The organism is Sphingomonas sp. CV7422 (genome assembly GCF_027945725.1).
Taxonomy (GTDB): Bacteria; Pseudomonadota; Alphaproteobacteria; order Sphingomonadales; family Sphingomonadaceae; genus Sphingomonas; species Sphingomonas kyungheensis.
Window position 1 is genome coordinate 1,229,418 of the sequence record NZ_CP115900.1, and the last position, 13,892, is coordinate 1,243,309.

10 protein-coding genes are annotated in these 13,892 nt (G+C 67.5%); 5 read left to right on the forward strand and 5 right to left on the reverse strand.

From position 1 onward, the window contains the following. Positions 1–80: 80 nt before the first annotated feature. The gene (gene rpoB, locus PBN85_RS06020) at positions 81–4,235 is read right to left on the reverse strand and encodes a DNA-directed RNA polymerase subunit beta (RefSeq protein WP_037530310.1); all 4,155 of its coding nucleotides are present in this window, start codon (positions 4,233–4,235) and stop codon (positions 81–83) included. A 378-nt stretch (positions 4,236–4,613) separates the two neighbouring features. Between rpoB and PBN85_RS06025 the strand changes: the two genes are divergently transcribed. Beyond that, positions 4,614–5,780, forward strand: coding sequence for a hypothetical protein (locus PBN85_RS06025; RefSeq protein ID WP_271300451.1), 1,167 nt, complete (start codon positions 4,614–4,616; stop codon positions 5,778–5,780). 83 nt (positions 5,781–5,863) lie between these two features. Next, complete coding sequence (locus PBN85_RS06030; RefSeq protein ID WP_271300452.1) at positions 5,864–6,844, forward strand: methyl-accepting chemotaxis protein; 981 nt, start codon at positions 5,864–5,866, stop codon at positions 6,842–6,844. Between the two features lie 91 nt (positions 6,845–6,935). On the opposite strand, the gene rplL is transcribed toward PBN85_RS06030, so the two are convergent. Together rplL and rplJ are read right to left on the reverse strand one after the other, a co-directional pair. Then, positions 6,936–7,316: a 50S ribosomal protein L7/L12 gene (gene rplL / locus PBN85_RS06035; protein WP_037530315.1), complete on the reverse strand. Its 381-nt coding sequence runs from the start codon at positions 7,314–7,316 to the stop codon at positions 6,936–6,938. A gap of 76 nt (positions 7,317–7,392) precedes the next feature. Further along, positions 7,393–7,908, reverse strand: coding sequence for a 50S ribosomal protein L10 (gene rplJ / locus PBN85_RS06040; RefSeq protein WP_271300453.1), 516 nt, complete (start codon positions 7,906–7,908; stop codon positions 7,393–7,395). Between the two features lie 411 nt (positions 7,909–8,319). Here rplJ and PBN85_RS06045 point away from each other — a divergent pair, with 411 nt between their 5' ends. Both PBN85_RS06045 and PBN85_RS06050 read left to right on the forward strand, forming a co-directional pair. Further along, positions 8,320–8,832, forward strand: a complete 513-nt coding sequence (locus PBN85_RS06045) for a PilZ domain-containing protein (protein WP_271300454.1) — start codon at positions 8,320–8,322, stop codon at positions 8,830–8,832. 69 nt (positions 8,833–8,901) lie between these two features. Next, complete coding sequence (locus PBN85_RS06050) at positions 8,902–9,747, forward strand: oxidoreductase (protein WP_271300455.1); 846 nt, start codon at positions 8,902–8,904, stop codon at positions 9,745–9,747. Between the two features lie 561 nt (positions 9,748–10,308). On the opposite strand, the gene rplA is transcribed toward PBN85_RS06050, so the two are convergent. Both rplA and rplK read right to left on the reverse strand, forming a co-directional pair. Continuing rightward, on the reverse strand, positions 10,309–11,001 hold the full coding sequence (rplA, locus tag PBN85_RS06055) for a 50S ribosomal protein L1 (RefSeq protein ID WP_037530327.1): 693 nt from the start codon (positions 10,999–11,001) through the stop codon (positions 10,309–10,311). A 3-nt stretch (positions 11,002–11,004) separates the two neighbouring features. Next, on the reverse strand, positions 11,005–11,436 hold the full coding sequence (gene rplK / locus PBN85_RS06060; protein ID WP_017978227.1) for a 50S ribosomal protein L11: 432 nt from the start codon (positions 11,434–11,436) through the stop codon (positions 11,005–11,007). Positions 11,437–11,633: 197 nt separating this feature from the next. On the opposite strand from rplK, the gene PBN85_RS06065 reads away from it, so the two are divergent. After that, positions 11,634–13,880, forward strand: a complete 2,247-nt coding sequence (locus PBN85_RS06065; RefSeq protein WP_271300847.1) for a S9 family peptidase — start codon at positions 11,634–11,636, stop codon at positions 13,878–13,880. Positions 13,881–13,892 lie beyond the last annotated feature (12 nt).

A 13,892-nucleotide genomic window follows, 5' to 3' on the forward strand; every position in this document is an offset into this window, starting at 1 on the left:
CTGCCGTGCCGCACTGCCCCTCACCCCGCGCCGCGTTCCGCGGCTTGCCCCTCTCCCACAGGGGGAGAGGGGACTTGAGGTCACTCCGCGGCGATCGCGATGCCGTCCTCGTCGACCTGGTCCTGCATCGTCTTCAAGTCGACGTTGAGGCCCAGCGAGCGCATTTCCTTGACGAGCACGTTGAAGCTCTCGGGGATGCCGGCCTCGAACGTGTCGTCACCCTTGACGATCGCCTCATAGACCTTGGTGCGGCCGACCACGTCGTCGGACTTCACCGTCAGCATCTCCTGCAAGGTGTAGGCGGCGCCATAGGCCTGCAAGGCCCAGACCTCCATCTCGCCGAAGCGCTGGCCGCCGAACTGCGCCTTGCCGCCCAGCGGCTGCTGGGTGACGAGCGAGTAGGGCCCGATCGAGCGCGCGTGGATCTTGTCGTCCACCAGATGGTGCAGCTTGAGCATGTAGATGATGCCCACCGTCACCTTGCGGTCGAACTTGTCGCCGGTGCGTCCGTCGAACAGCTCCGACTGGCCCGACGTGTCGAGACCCGCCAGCTCCAGCATCGCCGACACGTCGCTTTCGCGGGCGCCGTCGAACACCGGGGTGCCCATCGGAATGCCGGTCCGGATGTTCTGGACCAGCTCGGCGATCTCTTCCGGCTCGCGGCTCTGGATGTCGTCGGCATAATGATCGCCATAGACCTCGACGAGGCGCGAACGGACCGCGTCGGGCATCTCGCCCGCCTTGGCGTCCGGATTCGCCTCGCGCCAATCCTCGAGCGCGGTCGCGACCTGCATGCCCAGGTTACGGGCAGCCCAGCCGAGATGCGTTTCGAAGATCTGCCCGACGTTCATGCGCGACGGCACGCCCAGCGGGTTGAGCACCAGATCGACCGGCGTCCCGTCGGCGAGGAACGGCATGTCCTCCTGCGGCAGGATGCGGCTGATCACGCCCTTGTTGCCGTGACGGCCGGCCATCTTGTCGCCCGGCTGCAGCTTGCGCTTCACCGCGACGAACACCTTGACCATCTTGAGCACGCCCGGCGGCAGCTCGTCGCCACGCTCCAGCTTCTCGCGGCGGTCATGGAACTTGTCCGTGATCCGCTTGGCCGCCTCGTCATACTGCTGCTTGACGGCTTCGAGATTGGCCTGGACCGCATCGTCCTGCACCGCGAACTTCCACCATTCGTGGCGGTCGACGCTGTCGAGCAGGTCCATGTCGATCGTCGAGCCCTTCTTGAGGCCCTTCGGAACGGCGGTGGCGACCTGGTCGAGCAGCATTTCGCGCAGGCGGCTCCACGTCGCCCGGTTGAGGATGGTGCGCTCGTCGTCCGAGTCCTTCTTGAGGCGCTCGATCTCCTCGCGCTCGATCGCCATCGCGCGCTCGTCCTTGTCGATGCCGTGGCGATTGAAGACGCGCACGTCGACGATCGTCCCGGCGACGCCCGGCGGCAGGCGCAGCGAGGTGTCGCGCACGTCGCTCGCCTTTTCACCGAAGATCGCGCGGAGCAGCTTCTCTTCCGGCGTCATCGGGCTTTCGCCCTTCGGCGTGATCTTGCCGACGAGGATGTCGCCCGGCTCGACCTCGGCACCGACGTAGACGATGCCCGCCTCGTCGAGGTTGCGCAATGCTTCCTCGCCGACGTTGGGGATGTCGCGCGTGATGTCCTCGGGCCCGAGCTTGGTGTCGCGGGCCATCACCTCGAACTCGTCGATGTGGATCGACGTGAACACGTCGTCCTTCACGATCCGCTCGGAGATGAGGATCGAGTCCTCGTAGTTGTAGCCGTTCCAGGGCATGAACGCGACGAGCGCGTTGCGGCCGAGCGCCAGCTCGCCGAACTCGGTCGACGGACCGTCGGCGATGACGTCGCCGGCGTTGACCACGTCGCCCACCTTCACCAGCGGACGCTGGTTGATGCAGGTCGACTGGTTCGAGCGCTGGAACTTCATCAGCGTGTAGATGTCGACGCCCGACTTGGCCGAATCGACCTCACCGGTGGCGCGCACGACGATGCGGCTGGCATCGACCTGGTCGACGATGCCGGCACGCTTGGCGGCGATCGCGGCGCCCGAATCGCGCGCCACGGTCTCTTCCATGCCGGTGCCGACGAACGGCGCCTCGGCCTTGACCAGCGGCACCGCCTGGCGCTGCATGTTCGAGCCCATCAGCGCGCGGTTGGCGTCGTCGTTCTCGAGGAACGGGATCAGCGACGCGGCGACCGACACCAGCTGCTTGGGGCTGACGTCCATCAGCGTGATCGTCTCGGGCAGCGCCATCAGGAACTCGCCCGCCTGACGGGCCGACACCAGCTCCTCGGCGAAGCTGCCGTCGTCCTTCAGCTCGGCCGAGGCCTGCGCGATCGTATGCTTGGCCTCTTCCATCGCCGACAGATAGACGACGTCGTCAGTGACCTTGCCGTCGACGATCTTGCGGTACGGCGTCTCGATGAAGCCGTATTTGTTGACCCGGCTGAACGAGGCGAGGCTGTTGATCAGACCGATGTTCGGGCCTTCCGGCGTCTCGATCGGGCAGATGCGGCCATAATGCGTCGGGTGGACGTCGCGGACTTCGAAGCCCGCGCGTTCCCGCGTCAGACCGCCCGGCCCGAGCGCCGAGACACGACGCTTGTGCGTCACTTCCGACAGCGGGTTGGTCTGGTCCATGAACTGCGACAGCTGCGACGAGCCGAAGAATTCCCGCACCGCGGCGACCGCCGGCTTGGCGTTGATCAGGTCGTTCGGCATCACTGTCGACACGTCGACAGAGGACATGCGCTCCTTGACCGCACGCTCCATGCGCAGCAGGCCGACGCGATACTGGTTCTCGAGCAGCTCGCCGACCGAGCGGACGCGGCGGTTGCCGAGATTGTCGATGTCGTCGATCTCGCCCTTGCCGTCCTTGAGGTCGACCAGCGTCTTGACCACGGCGAGGATATCCTCGGTGCGCAGCGTCGTCACCGTATCCGGGCAGTCGAGGTCGAGGCGCATGTTGAGCTTGACGCGGCCGACCGCCGACAGGTCATAGCGGTCCGGATCAAAGAACAGGCCGGCGAACAGCGCCTCCGCGGTCTCCAGCGTCGGCGGCTCGCCGGGGCGCATGACGCGATAGATGTCGCTCAGCGCCTGCTCGCGCTCCTCGGCCTTGTCGGCCTTGAGCGTGTTGCGGATCCATGCGCCGGTCGAGACGTGATCGATGTCGAGCAGCTCGATCGTGTCGATGCCGGCCTTGTCGAGCGCCTCGAGATTCTCGGCGCCGATCTCGTCGCCCGCCTCGACGTAGATCTCGCCGGTTTGCTCGTTGATGAGGTCATAGGCCGAATAGCGGCCGAAGATCTCTTCGGTCGGGATCAGCAGCTGGGTGAGGCCGTCCTTGGCCGCCTTGTTGGCCGCACGCGGGCTGATCTTCTGCTGCGCGGCGAACACGACTTCGCCCGAGGAGGCGTCGACGATGTCGAACAGCGGCTTGACGCCACGCCAGTTTTCCGGCGCGAACGGGATGATCCAGCCGCCCTGGCCGCGCACATAGGTGACGCGGTTGTAGAAGTGGTTGAGGATGTCCTCGCTGGTCATGCCGAGCGCATAGAGCAGCGCCGTCACCGGCAGCTTGCGCTTACGGTCGATGCGGACGTTGACGATGTCCTTGGCGTCGAACTCGAAGTCGAGCCACGAGCCGCGATACGGAATGACGCGGGCGGCGAACAGATACTTGCCCGACGCATGCGTCTTGCCGCGATCGTGATCGAACAGCACGCCCGGCGAGCGGTGCATCTGGCTGACGATGACGCGCTCGGTGCCGTTGATGAAGAAGGTGCCGTTCTCGGTCATGAGCGGCATGTCGCCCATGTAGACGTCCTGCTCCTTGATATCGATGACCGACTTGGCCTCGGTATCCGGATCGACCTCGAACGCGGTCAGGCGCAGCGTGACGCGCATCGGCGCGGCATAGGTGATGCCGCGCTGGCGGCATTCTTCCACGTCGAACTTCGGCGGCTCCAGGACGTAATCGTCGAAGTCGAGATAGGCGGTGCCGGCGAAATCCTGGATCGGGAACACGCTGCGCAGCGTCTTCTCGAGGCCCGAGACGTGGCCGATGCTCTTGTCCGAACGGAGGAACTGCTCGTAGCTCTCGCGCTGAACCTCGATCAGGTTCGGCATCTGAATGACTTCGTGGATGTCCCCGAAGATCTTGCGGATGCGCCGCTTCGCGGTGCTGCCCTGGATCGCTTTGCTGGCCATGGTGTTATGCCCTCAGTCGTGGCCCGCCAGCGGACACTGGCGACGGCCGGAATATCGTGCCCGGGAACCCCCGGAGCGGGACGCGAGGTGCGACGCAAAAAAGCCGATCGCATCCAAGTGCGTCGGCCTTCAGCGTCTTTGAAACCAGAACCCTCTATCCGTACGGGGCGCTGCGCGACGGCGCCCCATGTCCCGAAAGCTTTGGTGAACCGCGGATATAGGCGGCTTGCCCCGCCGTGTCAAAGGGGTGGCGGCGGCGGGCGGCGCGGCCGTGCCGTTCGCTCCGTCGCCATAGCGGGGCGGTTCGTCGCAGCGGGGGTGGCGGTCGTCAACCGTTCACTAAGGAGCGCGCAAGGGTTTTGGGTGAGATCAGAGTACATGACCATGATGCGGGGCGCGCGGCTGGGCGCGATCGCCCTTTCGGCGGCGGCTCTGGCGGGGACGCCGGGGCTCGCGCAGTCCAATACGAGCGCGCCGCAGACGATCCCGGGGCTCGACAATTTCAGCCTGTCGCCGTCGCGCCCGGCCACCCCCGCGCCGGTCGTTCCCGAGCCGACGCCTGCACCCAGCCCGACGCCGGCTCCAACCCCGACACCGCGTGCGGTCCCGACCCCGCGGACTACGCCCACGCCGCGCGCCACACCGACGCCGCGTGCGACGCCGACCCCGGCCGCGACGCCCACCGTCGCGCCTGTACCGACCATCGCACCGGAACCCGCCGCGACGACGCCGGCGGCACTGCCGACGGACGAATCCTCAGCGGCCCCGCTCGCGACACCGAGCCCGACCGCCACGCCGGTGATTGCGCCCGCAGCCGAAGGGGATGGATCGGGTCTCTGGTGGCTGATCGCTGCCGCGGTGATCGCAGCGGCCTCGGGCGGTTGGTGGTGGCTACGCCGTCGCTCGCGCGAGGCGGTCGATGAGGCGCCTGCGGTCGTACCGGTTGCGCCACTGCCGCCGGCTCCACCGGTGCGGGATCGCCTGCCCACGCCAGCGGCAACGCCGACGACGGCCCCGACCCCGGCGATGTTCGAGCCGCCCGCGGCGCGTGCCCGGCTGGCGCTTGCGCTGCACCCGCGTCGCGCCGGGCTCAACCTGCTCAGCGCCACCGTCGAGGCGGAACTCGAAGTGCGCAATGCCGGGACGGCGCCGGCACAGGCGATCCGCATCGCCGCGACGCTGACCGGCGCCGGACCGGGGCAGGAGGGTGATGTCGCCGCCATCTATGCCGCGCCGCCGGGACGCACCGCGGTGCCACCCTTCGCGCTGGCGCCGGGAGAGTCACGCCGCGTCCGCGTCGTCGTCGCCCTGTCGCGCACCGAGATCCGCCCGCTCGAGGCGGCGGGGCGGCCGATGTTCGTGCCCGTCGTCGTCGTCAACGTCGTCTATGATGCCGGTGGCGGCGAGGGGCAGGTCGGCAACGCCTTCGCGGTCGGCGTCGAGCGCGTCGACTCGGCGAAACTGGTGCCGTTCTGGCTCGATCAGCCGGCGCGGATGCACGATGTCCTCGGCGTCCGCCCCTATGCCGCTGCCGTGGAGCGGTGAGCGACGCAATTCGCGCTTGATCCGCATCGCCGGTTGTCGCTAACCGTGTCCAAAGTGGTCCTTTCTCGGGGCCGGGAGACCCCATGGCAGGCGAACGTCACGGTGCCGCGATCTGGGCGGCGATCTGCCGCACGACCAATGTCGCGCATTTCGATGCCGCCGGCCATGTCGTGTGGGCGAGCGAGCGCTATTGCACGACCTTCGGCTATCAGCTCGAAAACCTGCTCGGCATGCCGCACCGCGCCTTCTGCTCGCCGGAGGTGCGGGCGTCGGCCGACTACCGGCAATTGTGGCTCGATCTCGCGCTCGGCCGCGCCGTCTCGCTCGATTGCACGCGGATCGGCCGGGACGGACGCGAGCTGCGGCTGCACGCCGATTACGATCCGCTGCTCGACGATGACGGCGCGGTCTGCGGCTTCGTCAAGGTCGCCAGCGAACGGACCGCGCCACCGTCCGATGACGAGACGCGCGACGCCCGCCTCGTCGCGCTCGACCGCAGCCATGCGGTCATCGACTTCACGCCGGACGGGATCATCCTCGACGCCAATGCGCGGTTCCTCGCGCTCATCGGCTATGACCGCGACGATCTGATCGGCCGCCACCATCGCATCCTGTGCGATCCGGTCGATGCCGGTGCGCCGGCCTATACCGCCCTCTGGGCGAGGCTCGCCGCCGGCGAGAGCGAGGCGGGGGTCCTGGCGTGGATCGACAGCAAGGGGGCGCCGTTATGGCTGCAGGCAAGCTATACGCCGGTCGCCGACGCGGACGGCACGCCGCAGCGCATCGTCGCCATCGCCACCGACGTCACCCGCCGCGTTCGCCTCGACCATGATGTCGCCGCGCGCCACGACGAGGTGCGCCGCCACCAGGCGGCGATCGCCGACAAGACGGGGGAGATGCAGGCGACGATGACGCAGCTCGCCGCGCTGGTCGACGCGATGACCGCGATGAGCCGGCAGACCGAGCTGATGGCGATCAACGCCGCGATCGACGCGGCGCGTGCCGGCGAGCCGCCGGCGACGGTGATCCGGCCCGAGTCCTGGCGTCCCGCACGCCGGCGGTGACGCATAACGAAAGGGGCGACCTTCTCGCGAAGGCCGCCTCATCCGTTGCACGATCCGCCCGACGCCGTGACGCCGGACGGTTCGGACCAGCTTACTTGAGTTCGACGGTCGCGCCGGCGTCTTCAAGCTGCTTCTTGACCTTCTCGGCCTCGTCCTTGTTCACGCCTTCCTTGACGGCCTTCGGCGCGCCTTCGACGAGCGCCTTGGCTTCGGTCAGGCCGAGACCGGTGATGGCGCGGACTTCCTTGATGACGTTGATCTTCTTGCCACCGTCGCCGGTGAGGATCACGTCGAACTCGGTCTTCTCTTCCGCGGCCGGGGCACCGGCGCCCGCGCCACCGGCGGCGGGAGCCGCGGCGACGGCAGCGGCGGCCGAAACGCCCCACTTCTCTTCGAGCATCTTCGAGAGCTCGGCGGCCTCGAGGACGGTCAGTTCGCTCAGCTGGTCAACCAGCGCGTTCAGGTCTGCCATGATACTTCCTTCATATGCCGGGGCGAAACGCCCCTAAGTGTCAGTTGAAAATCGCTTGTCCGAAAGCGCCTGAAGCTCAGGCGGCTTCCTTCTCGGCGTAGGCCGACAGCACGCGCGCGATCTGCGCCGCGGGAGCCTGGGTGATGGTCGCGAGCTTCGTTGCCGGGGCAACGATGAGGCCGACGATCTTCGCCCGGAGTTCATCCAGCGAGGGCAGGGTGGCGAGCGCTTGCACGCCGGCAACGTCGAGAGAGGTCGCACCCATCGCACCGCCGACGATTTCGAACTTGTCGTTCGTCTTCGCGAATTCGACCGCTACCTTGGCAGCGGCGACGGGGTCGATCGAGGTGGCGAGGCCGACCGGGCCGGTGAGCATGTCGCCCAGCGAACCGTAATCGGTGCCATCGAGTGCGATCTTGGCAAGCTTGTTCTTCGAGACCTTGTAGGTCGCGCCGGCGTCCCGCATCGCGTTGCGCAGTCGGGTCGACTGGGCAACCGTCATTCCGTTGTTGCGGGTGACGACCACCACGCCGACCTCGGAAAAGGTGCGATTCAACTCGGCAACGGCCGCGGCCTTTTGAGCACGATCCATGCCATTCTCCACGTTTTGAGAGCGCCGCACGAAGCGACCCTCCCGGTTACAAACCGGAGGGGAAAACCCCGCCGGGGTTGTCCATCGATGGGGAAGGCACCCGTGAAGGGCGGCAGACCGGCGCGACGGAGCGCTCCGATCGTTCGAAATCCTGTCCCCGTCTCGGCAGGGCATTAAGCCGTGGCAAATCCGCGGCACCTGCTGTCTTGGACGGATGCGCGGCGGGCGGACCCACCGGCAAGCGCGGGCCTTTACCGCAGTTACGTGCGAAGTCAACCATGCCCTTCGGTGCGCGGCGGCAAGCACCGGAATTATGTCAGAAACTGATACGTCTATTACGGACGTTTAACATTTGCGTGGTAGGGCAGCGATGATGTCCGACCTTTTCTCCGCGCCCGACCGGCCCGCCCGATGAAAAAGCGCGAACCCCGCGTCAAGGTGCTGGTGCGCGCGCGCATGCGGGCGGGATCGGAATGGACCGACGTGGTGATCCACAACATGTCGTCGCGCGGCCTGCTCGCCACCGCCGAGCCCGCCTGCCGGCCGGGAACGGTGATCGAGATCCGCCGGATCCATCATGTCGTCGTCGGCCGCGTCGTCTGGCAGAACGGCGCCTTCTTCGGCGTGCGGACGCAGGACCCGATCGACATCGACGGCATCGTCTCCGCCAAGCCGCCCGCGCATAAGCCGCAGCGCGGCGACGCGCCGGGCGCGGATCGGCGCGCCGAACGCCGCGTGCCCCCCGCCGAGCGCGAGGCGCAGAGCCATCGCTTTGCCGCCGCCTTCCAGTTCGTCGCGCTGCTCGTCGCGATCGGCGTCGTCGGCATCTTTGCCGCCCGTCACGTCGGCGCGATCCTGTCGCGGCCGCTCGCCTCGGTCGGCGCCGCGCTCGACGGCAGCGCAGGGGCGACGCCGCCGAAGTGATGTTAGCGCGGAACCCGGCTCGCGCTGCCGCATTGCTCCGGTTTGCTCCCGATCGCACCGAGGTTCCCGATGACACTGCCTTCCGCCCCCGTCTGGTTCATCACCGGTTGCTCGACCGGTTTCGGTCGCGATCTGGCAAAGCTGGTGCTGGCGCGCGGCTGGCGTGTCGTCGTCACCGCGCGGGATGCGGAGCGCGTCGCCGGTCTGGCGGCGGAGGCGGAGGACCGCGCGCTGGCACTGGCGCTCGACGTCAACGATGCCGGTCAGGTGGCGGCGGCGGTCGCGGCGGCGGAGTCGCGTTTCGGCCGCATCGACGTGCTCGTCAACAATGCCGGCTATGGCTATCAGGCGAGCATCGAGGAAGGCGAAGAGGCGGCGATCCGCGCGCAGTTCGATACCAACGTCTTCGGCCTGTTCGCGCTGACCCGCGCGGTGCTGCCGCTGATGCGCGCGCAGCGATCGGGTCACGTCATCAACTTCACCTCGGTCGCGGGGCTGATCGGCTTTCCGGGCTCGGGCTATTATGCCGCGTCCAAACATGCGGTCGAGGGCTGGTCGGACAGCCTGCTCGCCGAGGTCGCGCCGCTCGGCATCGCCGTCACCTGCGTCGAGCCGGGGCCGTTCCGCACCGACTGGGCCGGTCGTTCGCTCCAGCAGACGCCGGTACGGATCGCCGACTATGCCGACACCGCAGGCAAGCGGATGGAGTCGACCAGGCAGATCAGCGGCGAGCAGGCGGGCGATCCGGTCCGCGCCGGCGACGCGATCATCGCCGCCGCCGAGGCGGACACGCCGCCGCGGCATCTGGTGCTCGGCAAGTTCGGCTATGAGGCGGTGACAGCCAAGTTGCGGGAGCGGCTGGCGGAAATCGAAGGCCTGCGCGACGCCGCGCTGGGGGCGGACTTTCCGGAATAGCCGTCGCGGCGGGCGGTTGGGGTGAGGCGAGCGGCGGCGTTCGCGCTCCACCCGAGTATCGGCCTTTTACGGGGATGATCGCGCGAAGACGCGAAGACGCGAAGATGTTGCGACCCGGCACCGGTCTGGCCTTACTCGAGAGCACGGCAAGGCGAAGTGCCTCTGTCCATATAGTCTCTCCGCGCCTCCGCGCCTCCGCGTGAACGCTCTTCCTTCGCGGCTTCGCGCCTTCGCGTGAATCATCATCGCACGGGCAGCCCGAGGATTTGCGTTCGCGCGGAGGCGCGGAGGCGCGGAGGGTTGTCGATGCGATCAAGTGACCTGAAGGTGAAAGTCTCCCGGCGAGGCGAAGACTTTCGGCGAAGTCGCCCAGCGCTCCGCAAACCACCAGTAGTCTCGCGCAGGCGGGAATTTAGTGGCCAAGCGGAACAGCGGCCTGCGGCGAAAAGAAAACTGGGCTTCCGCCCCCGCGGGAGCATTGTCTAGGCCGGAGTAGCACCCATAGAAAAAGGGCCGGGATCGCTCCCGGCCCTTCTCCTATTCACTGCAAGCGGGCGACGCTTACGCGCCGGCCACCTCGGCGGTGTCGACGCGGATGCCCGGGCCCATCGTCGAGCTGACGGCGACCTTGCGGACATACTTGCCCTTGGCGCCCGACGGCTTGGCCTTGACCACCGCATCGACCAGCGCGTCGAAGTTGCGACGCAGGTCTTCCTGCGTGAACGACGCCTTGCCGATCCCCGAGTGGATGATGCCGGCCTTCTCGACGCGATACTCGACCTGACCGCCCTTGGCGGCCTTGACCGCTTCGGCGACGTTCATCGTCACGGTGCCGAGCTTCGGGTTCGGCATCAGGCCCTTGGGACCCAGCACCTTACCGAGGCGGCCGACAACGCCCATCATGTCCGGGGTCGCGATGCAGCGATCGAATTCGATCGTGCCGCCCTGGATCGTCTCCATCAGGTCTTCCGCACCGACGACATCGGCGCCGGCTGCGCGCGCTTCGTCAGCCTTGGGGCCGCGGGCGAAGACGCCGACGCGCACCGTCTTGCCGGTGCCGGCGGGCAGCGTCACGACACCGCGGACCATCTGGTCGGCGTGGCGCGGATCGACGCCGAGGTTGAGCGCGACCTCGATCGTCTCGTCGAACTTGGCGGTGGCGTTCTGCTTGGCGAGCGCGATCGCCTGGTCGACGCCGTGCAGCGTCTCCGACGAGATGGTGTTCGCCTTCTGCTTCTTGGTCAGCTTGGCCATCTATCAGCCCTCCGTCACTTCGAGGCCCATCGCGCGGGCGGAGCCTTCGATGATCTTGGTCGCAGCCTCGATGTCGTTGGCGTTCAGATCCTTCATCTTGGTCTGGGCGATCTCGGCGAGCTTGCTGCGCGCAATCTTGCCGGCGACGACCTTGCCCGGCTCCTTCGAACCCGACTTCAGGCCGGCGGCCTTCTTGATCAGGAACGACGCCGGCGGCGTCTTGATCTCGAAGCTGAACGAACGATCGGCATAGACGGTGATCTTGGTGGGCAGCGGCGTGCCCTTGTCCATGTCGGTGGTCTGCGCGTTGAACGCCTTGCAGAATTCCATGATGTTGACGCCGCGCTGACCCAGGGCCGGGCCGATCGGCGGGGCGGGCTTGGCGTCGCCTGCAGGAACCTGCAGGTTGATGTAACCTGTGATCTTCTTTGCCATGTCACTCTCGTTTCAAGTTTAGCGGTCCCAGCGGGCGTCTCCGCCCTCCCGCAAGCATCCAGCCGAGGCGTGGAAGCGGCGGCCGTTAGCGGAAAGCGCAAGCCGAAGCAAGCGACCGCCATCCGGCGAGGAGCGTATACGATCGGCTGGAGGTGATATAAGCAGGCGGTTCCTGGAGGAGGGTTGATTTGAAGACGATGCGCAGCGCCCTGATGTTCGCCGGTCTCGCGGCTCTGGTTCAGCCCGGCCTCGCCGCCGGCCAGTCCGCGCCGCTCACCGTGGAGCGCATCTTCGGCAGCAATCCGATCCCGACCGATACCGTCGAAGGCGGGGAATGGACCGTGGACGGCAAGGGCTTCGACGCGATCGAACGGTCGTCGGCGATCGCCGGCGGCACCGACCTCGTCCGCTACGACGTCGCGCGGAACGGGCGCACCGTGCTGGTCGCTGCACGCGATCTCGTCGTGCCGGCGACGGGCAAGCCGGTCGAGATCCAGCATTACGCCTGGTCCGCCGACGGCAAGCGGCTGCTGATCCTGACCAACGGCCAGCGCTTCCGCCGCACGCGCGCGCTCGGCGACTATTGGCTGTTCGACCTGACGACGCGCAAGCTGCGGCGGATCGGCGGCGATGCCCCGGCCGCCAGCCTGCTCTATGCCGAATTCTCGCCCGACGGCAGCCGCATCGCCTATGTCCGCGGCAACAACCTCTATGTCGAGCCGACCGCCGGTGACGCGCCGCCGCGCCAGTTGACCCGTGACGGCAACGACCTGATCGTCAACGGGCTCGGCGACTGGGTGTACGAAGAGGAATTCTCGCTGCGCAAGGCGTGGTCGTGGAGCCCGGATTCGAAGACGATCGCCTTCTGGCGCTTCGATACCGCCGGCGTCGGCACCTTCTACCTCATCACCAACACCGTCGGCCAATATTCGCGGCCGATCCCGCTGCAATATCCCAAGGTCGGCACGACCAATTCGGCGGTGCGGGTCGGCACCGTCGACGTCGCCAGCGGCGCGACGCACTGGATCACGCTCGCCGGCGATCCGCGCCAGAATTACGTACCGCAGATGAGCTGGGCCGGCAGCAGCGGCAAGGTCTTCCTGCAATATGCCAACCGCCTGCAGAACAGCTATCAGCTGCTGCTCGCCGATCCGGCGACGGGCGCGACGCGGCCGGTGTTCACCGAGCGCGATGCCGCCTGGGTCGAGGCGAACGATGATCCGACCTGGCTCGACGATGGCAAGCGCTTCACCTGGCTGAGCGAGCGTGATGGCTGGCGGCACCTCTATATTGCCTCCGCCGACGGCAAGACGATGGACCTGCGCACCCCAGGTAAGTTCGATGTCGTTAGCCTGCTGCGGGTCGACGCGGCGCAAAACGCCGCCTGGTTCATCGCCTCGCCCGACAATCCGACGCAGCGCTACCTGTATCGCGCGACGCTGACCGGCGCGCCGCACGTCGAGCGGGTGACGCCGGCGGGGCAGGCGGGGACGCACAGCTACGACATCGCGCCCGGCGCGCATTGGGCGCGGCACACCGTCTCGGCATTCGATCGGCCGCCGGTGACCGAGATGATCGACCTGACCACGCAGGCGCCGGTGCGCGTGCTGGCGCGCAACGCCGCGCTCGCCGACGAAGTGGCGCACGAGCCGCTCGCGCCGGTCGAGTTCACCCGGCTCGATCTCGGCAAGGGCGTGTCGGTCGACGCGTGGCTCCTCAAGCCCGCGGGCTTCGACCCGAAGAAGCGCTATCCGGTGCTGTTCCAGGTTTATGGCGAACCCTGGGGGCAGACGGTGGCGGACGTTTGGGGCGGCAACACCGCCCTGTGGCACCGGATGCTCGCCGAACGCGGCTATATCGTCGCGAGCATCGATCCGCGCGGCACCAACACGCCGCGCGGGCGCGACTGGCGCAAGAGCATCTACCGCCGCCTGGGCGTGATCGGACCGGAGGATTATGCCGCGGGCGTCCGCAGGCTGATCGCCGAGCGGCCTTATATCGACGCGACGCGGATCGGCATCTGGGGCTGGAGCGGCGGCGGGTCGAGCACGCTGCACGCGATGTTCCGCTTTCCCGACCTGTTCCGCACCGGCATCGCCGTCGCGGCGGTCTCCGACCAGACGCTGTATGATACCGTCTATCAGGAGCGGTACATGGGCCTGCCGTCGGACAATGAGGCGGGCTACAAGGCGGGATCGCCGATCACCTATGCGGACGGGCTCAAGGGTAATCTGCTGATGATCCACGGCACCGGCGACGACAATGTCCATTACCAGAATCTCGAACAGCTCGAAGACCGGCTGATCGCCGCGAACAAGCCGTTCACGATGATGGCCTATCCCGACCGTACCCACGGCATCTACGAGAAGCCGGGCACCAGCCTACACCTCTATTCGCTGATGACGCGCTATCTCGAGACGAACCTGCCGCCCGGCGGGCGGTGAGGGGCCACCCGG

What these genes read in the sequence shown, in the direction of transcription:
- rplA (WP_037530327.1), bottom strand. Translation starts at nt 11,001, where the DNA reads ATGGCCAAGCTGACCAAGAAGCAGAAGGCGAACACCATCTCGTCGGAG.
- rplJ (WP_271300453.1), bottom strand. Translation starts at nt 7,908, where the DNA reads ATGGATCGTGCTCAAAAGGCCGCGGCCGTTGCCGAGTTGAATCGCACC.
- rpoB (WP_037530310.1), bottom strand. Translation starts at nt 4,235, where the DNA reads ATGGCCAGCAAAGCGATCCAGGGCAGCACCGCGAAGCGGCGCATCCGC.
- PBN85_RS06045 (WP_271300454.1), top strand. Translation starts at nt 8,320, where the DNA reads ATGAAAAAGCGCGAACCCCGCGTCAAGGTGCTGGTGCGCGCGCGCATG.
- rplK (WP_017978227.1), bottom strand. Translation starts at nt 11,436, where the DNA reads ATGGCAAAGAAGATCACAGGTTACATCAACCTGCAGGTTCCTGCAGGC.
- PBN85_RS06050 (WP_271300455.1), top strand. Translation starts at nt 8,902, where the DNA reads ATGACACTGCCTTCCGCCCCCGTCTGGTTCATCACCGGTTGCTCGACC.
- PBN85_RS06065 (WP_271300847.1), top strand. Translation starts at nt 11,634, where the DNA reads ATGCGCAGCGCCCTGATGTTCGCCGGTCTCGCGGCTCTGGTTCAGCCC.
- PBN85_RS06025 (WP_271300451.1), top strand. Translation starts at nt 4,614, where the DNA reads ATGACCATGATGCGGGGCGCGCGGCTGGGCGCGATCGCCCTTTCGGCG.
- rplL (WP_037530315.1), bottom strand. Translation starts at nt 7,316, where the DNA reads ATGGCAGACCTGAACGCGCTGGTTGACCAGCTGAGCGAACTGACCGTC.
- PBN85_RS06030 (WP_271300452.1), top strand. Translation starts at nt 5,864, where the DNA reads ATGGCAGGCGAACGTCACGGTGCCGCGATCTGGGCGGCGATCTGCCGC.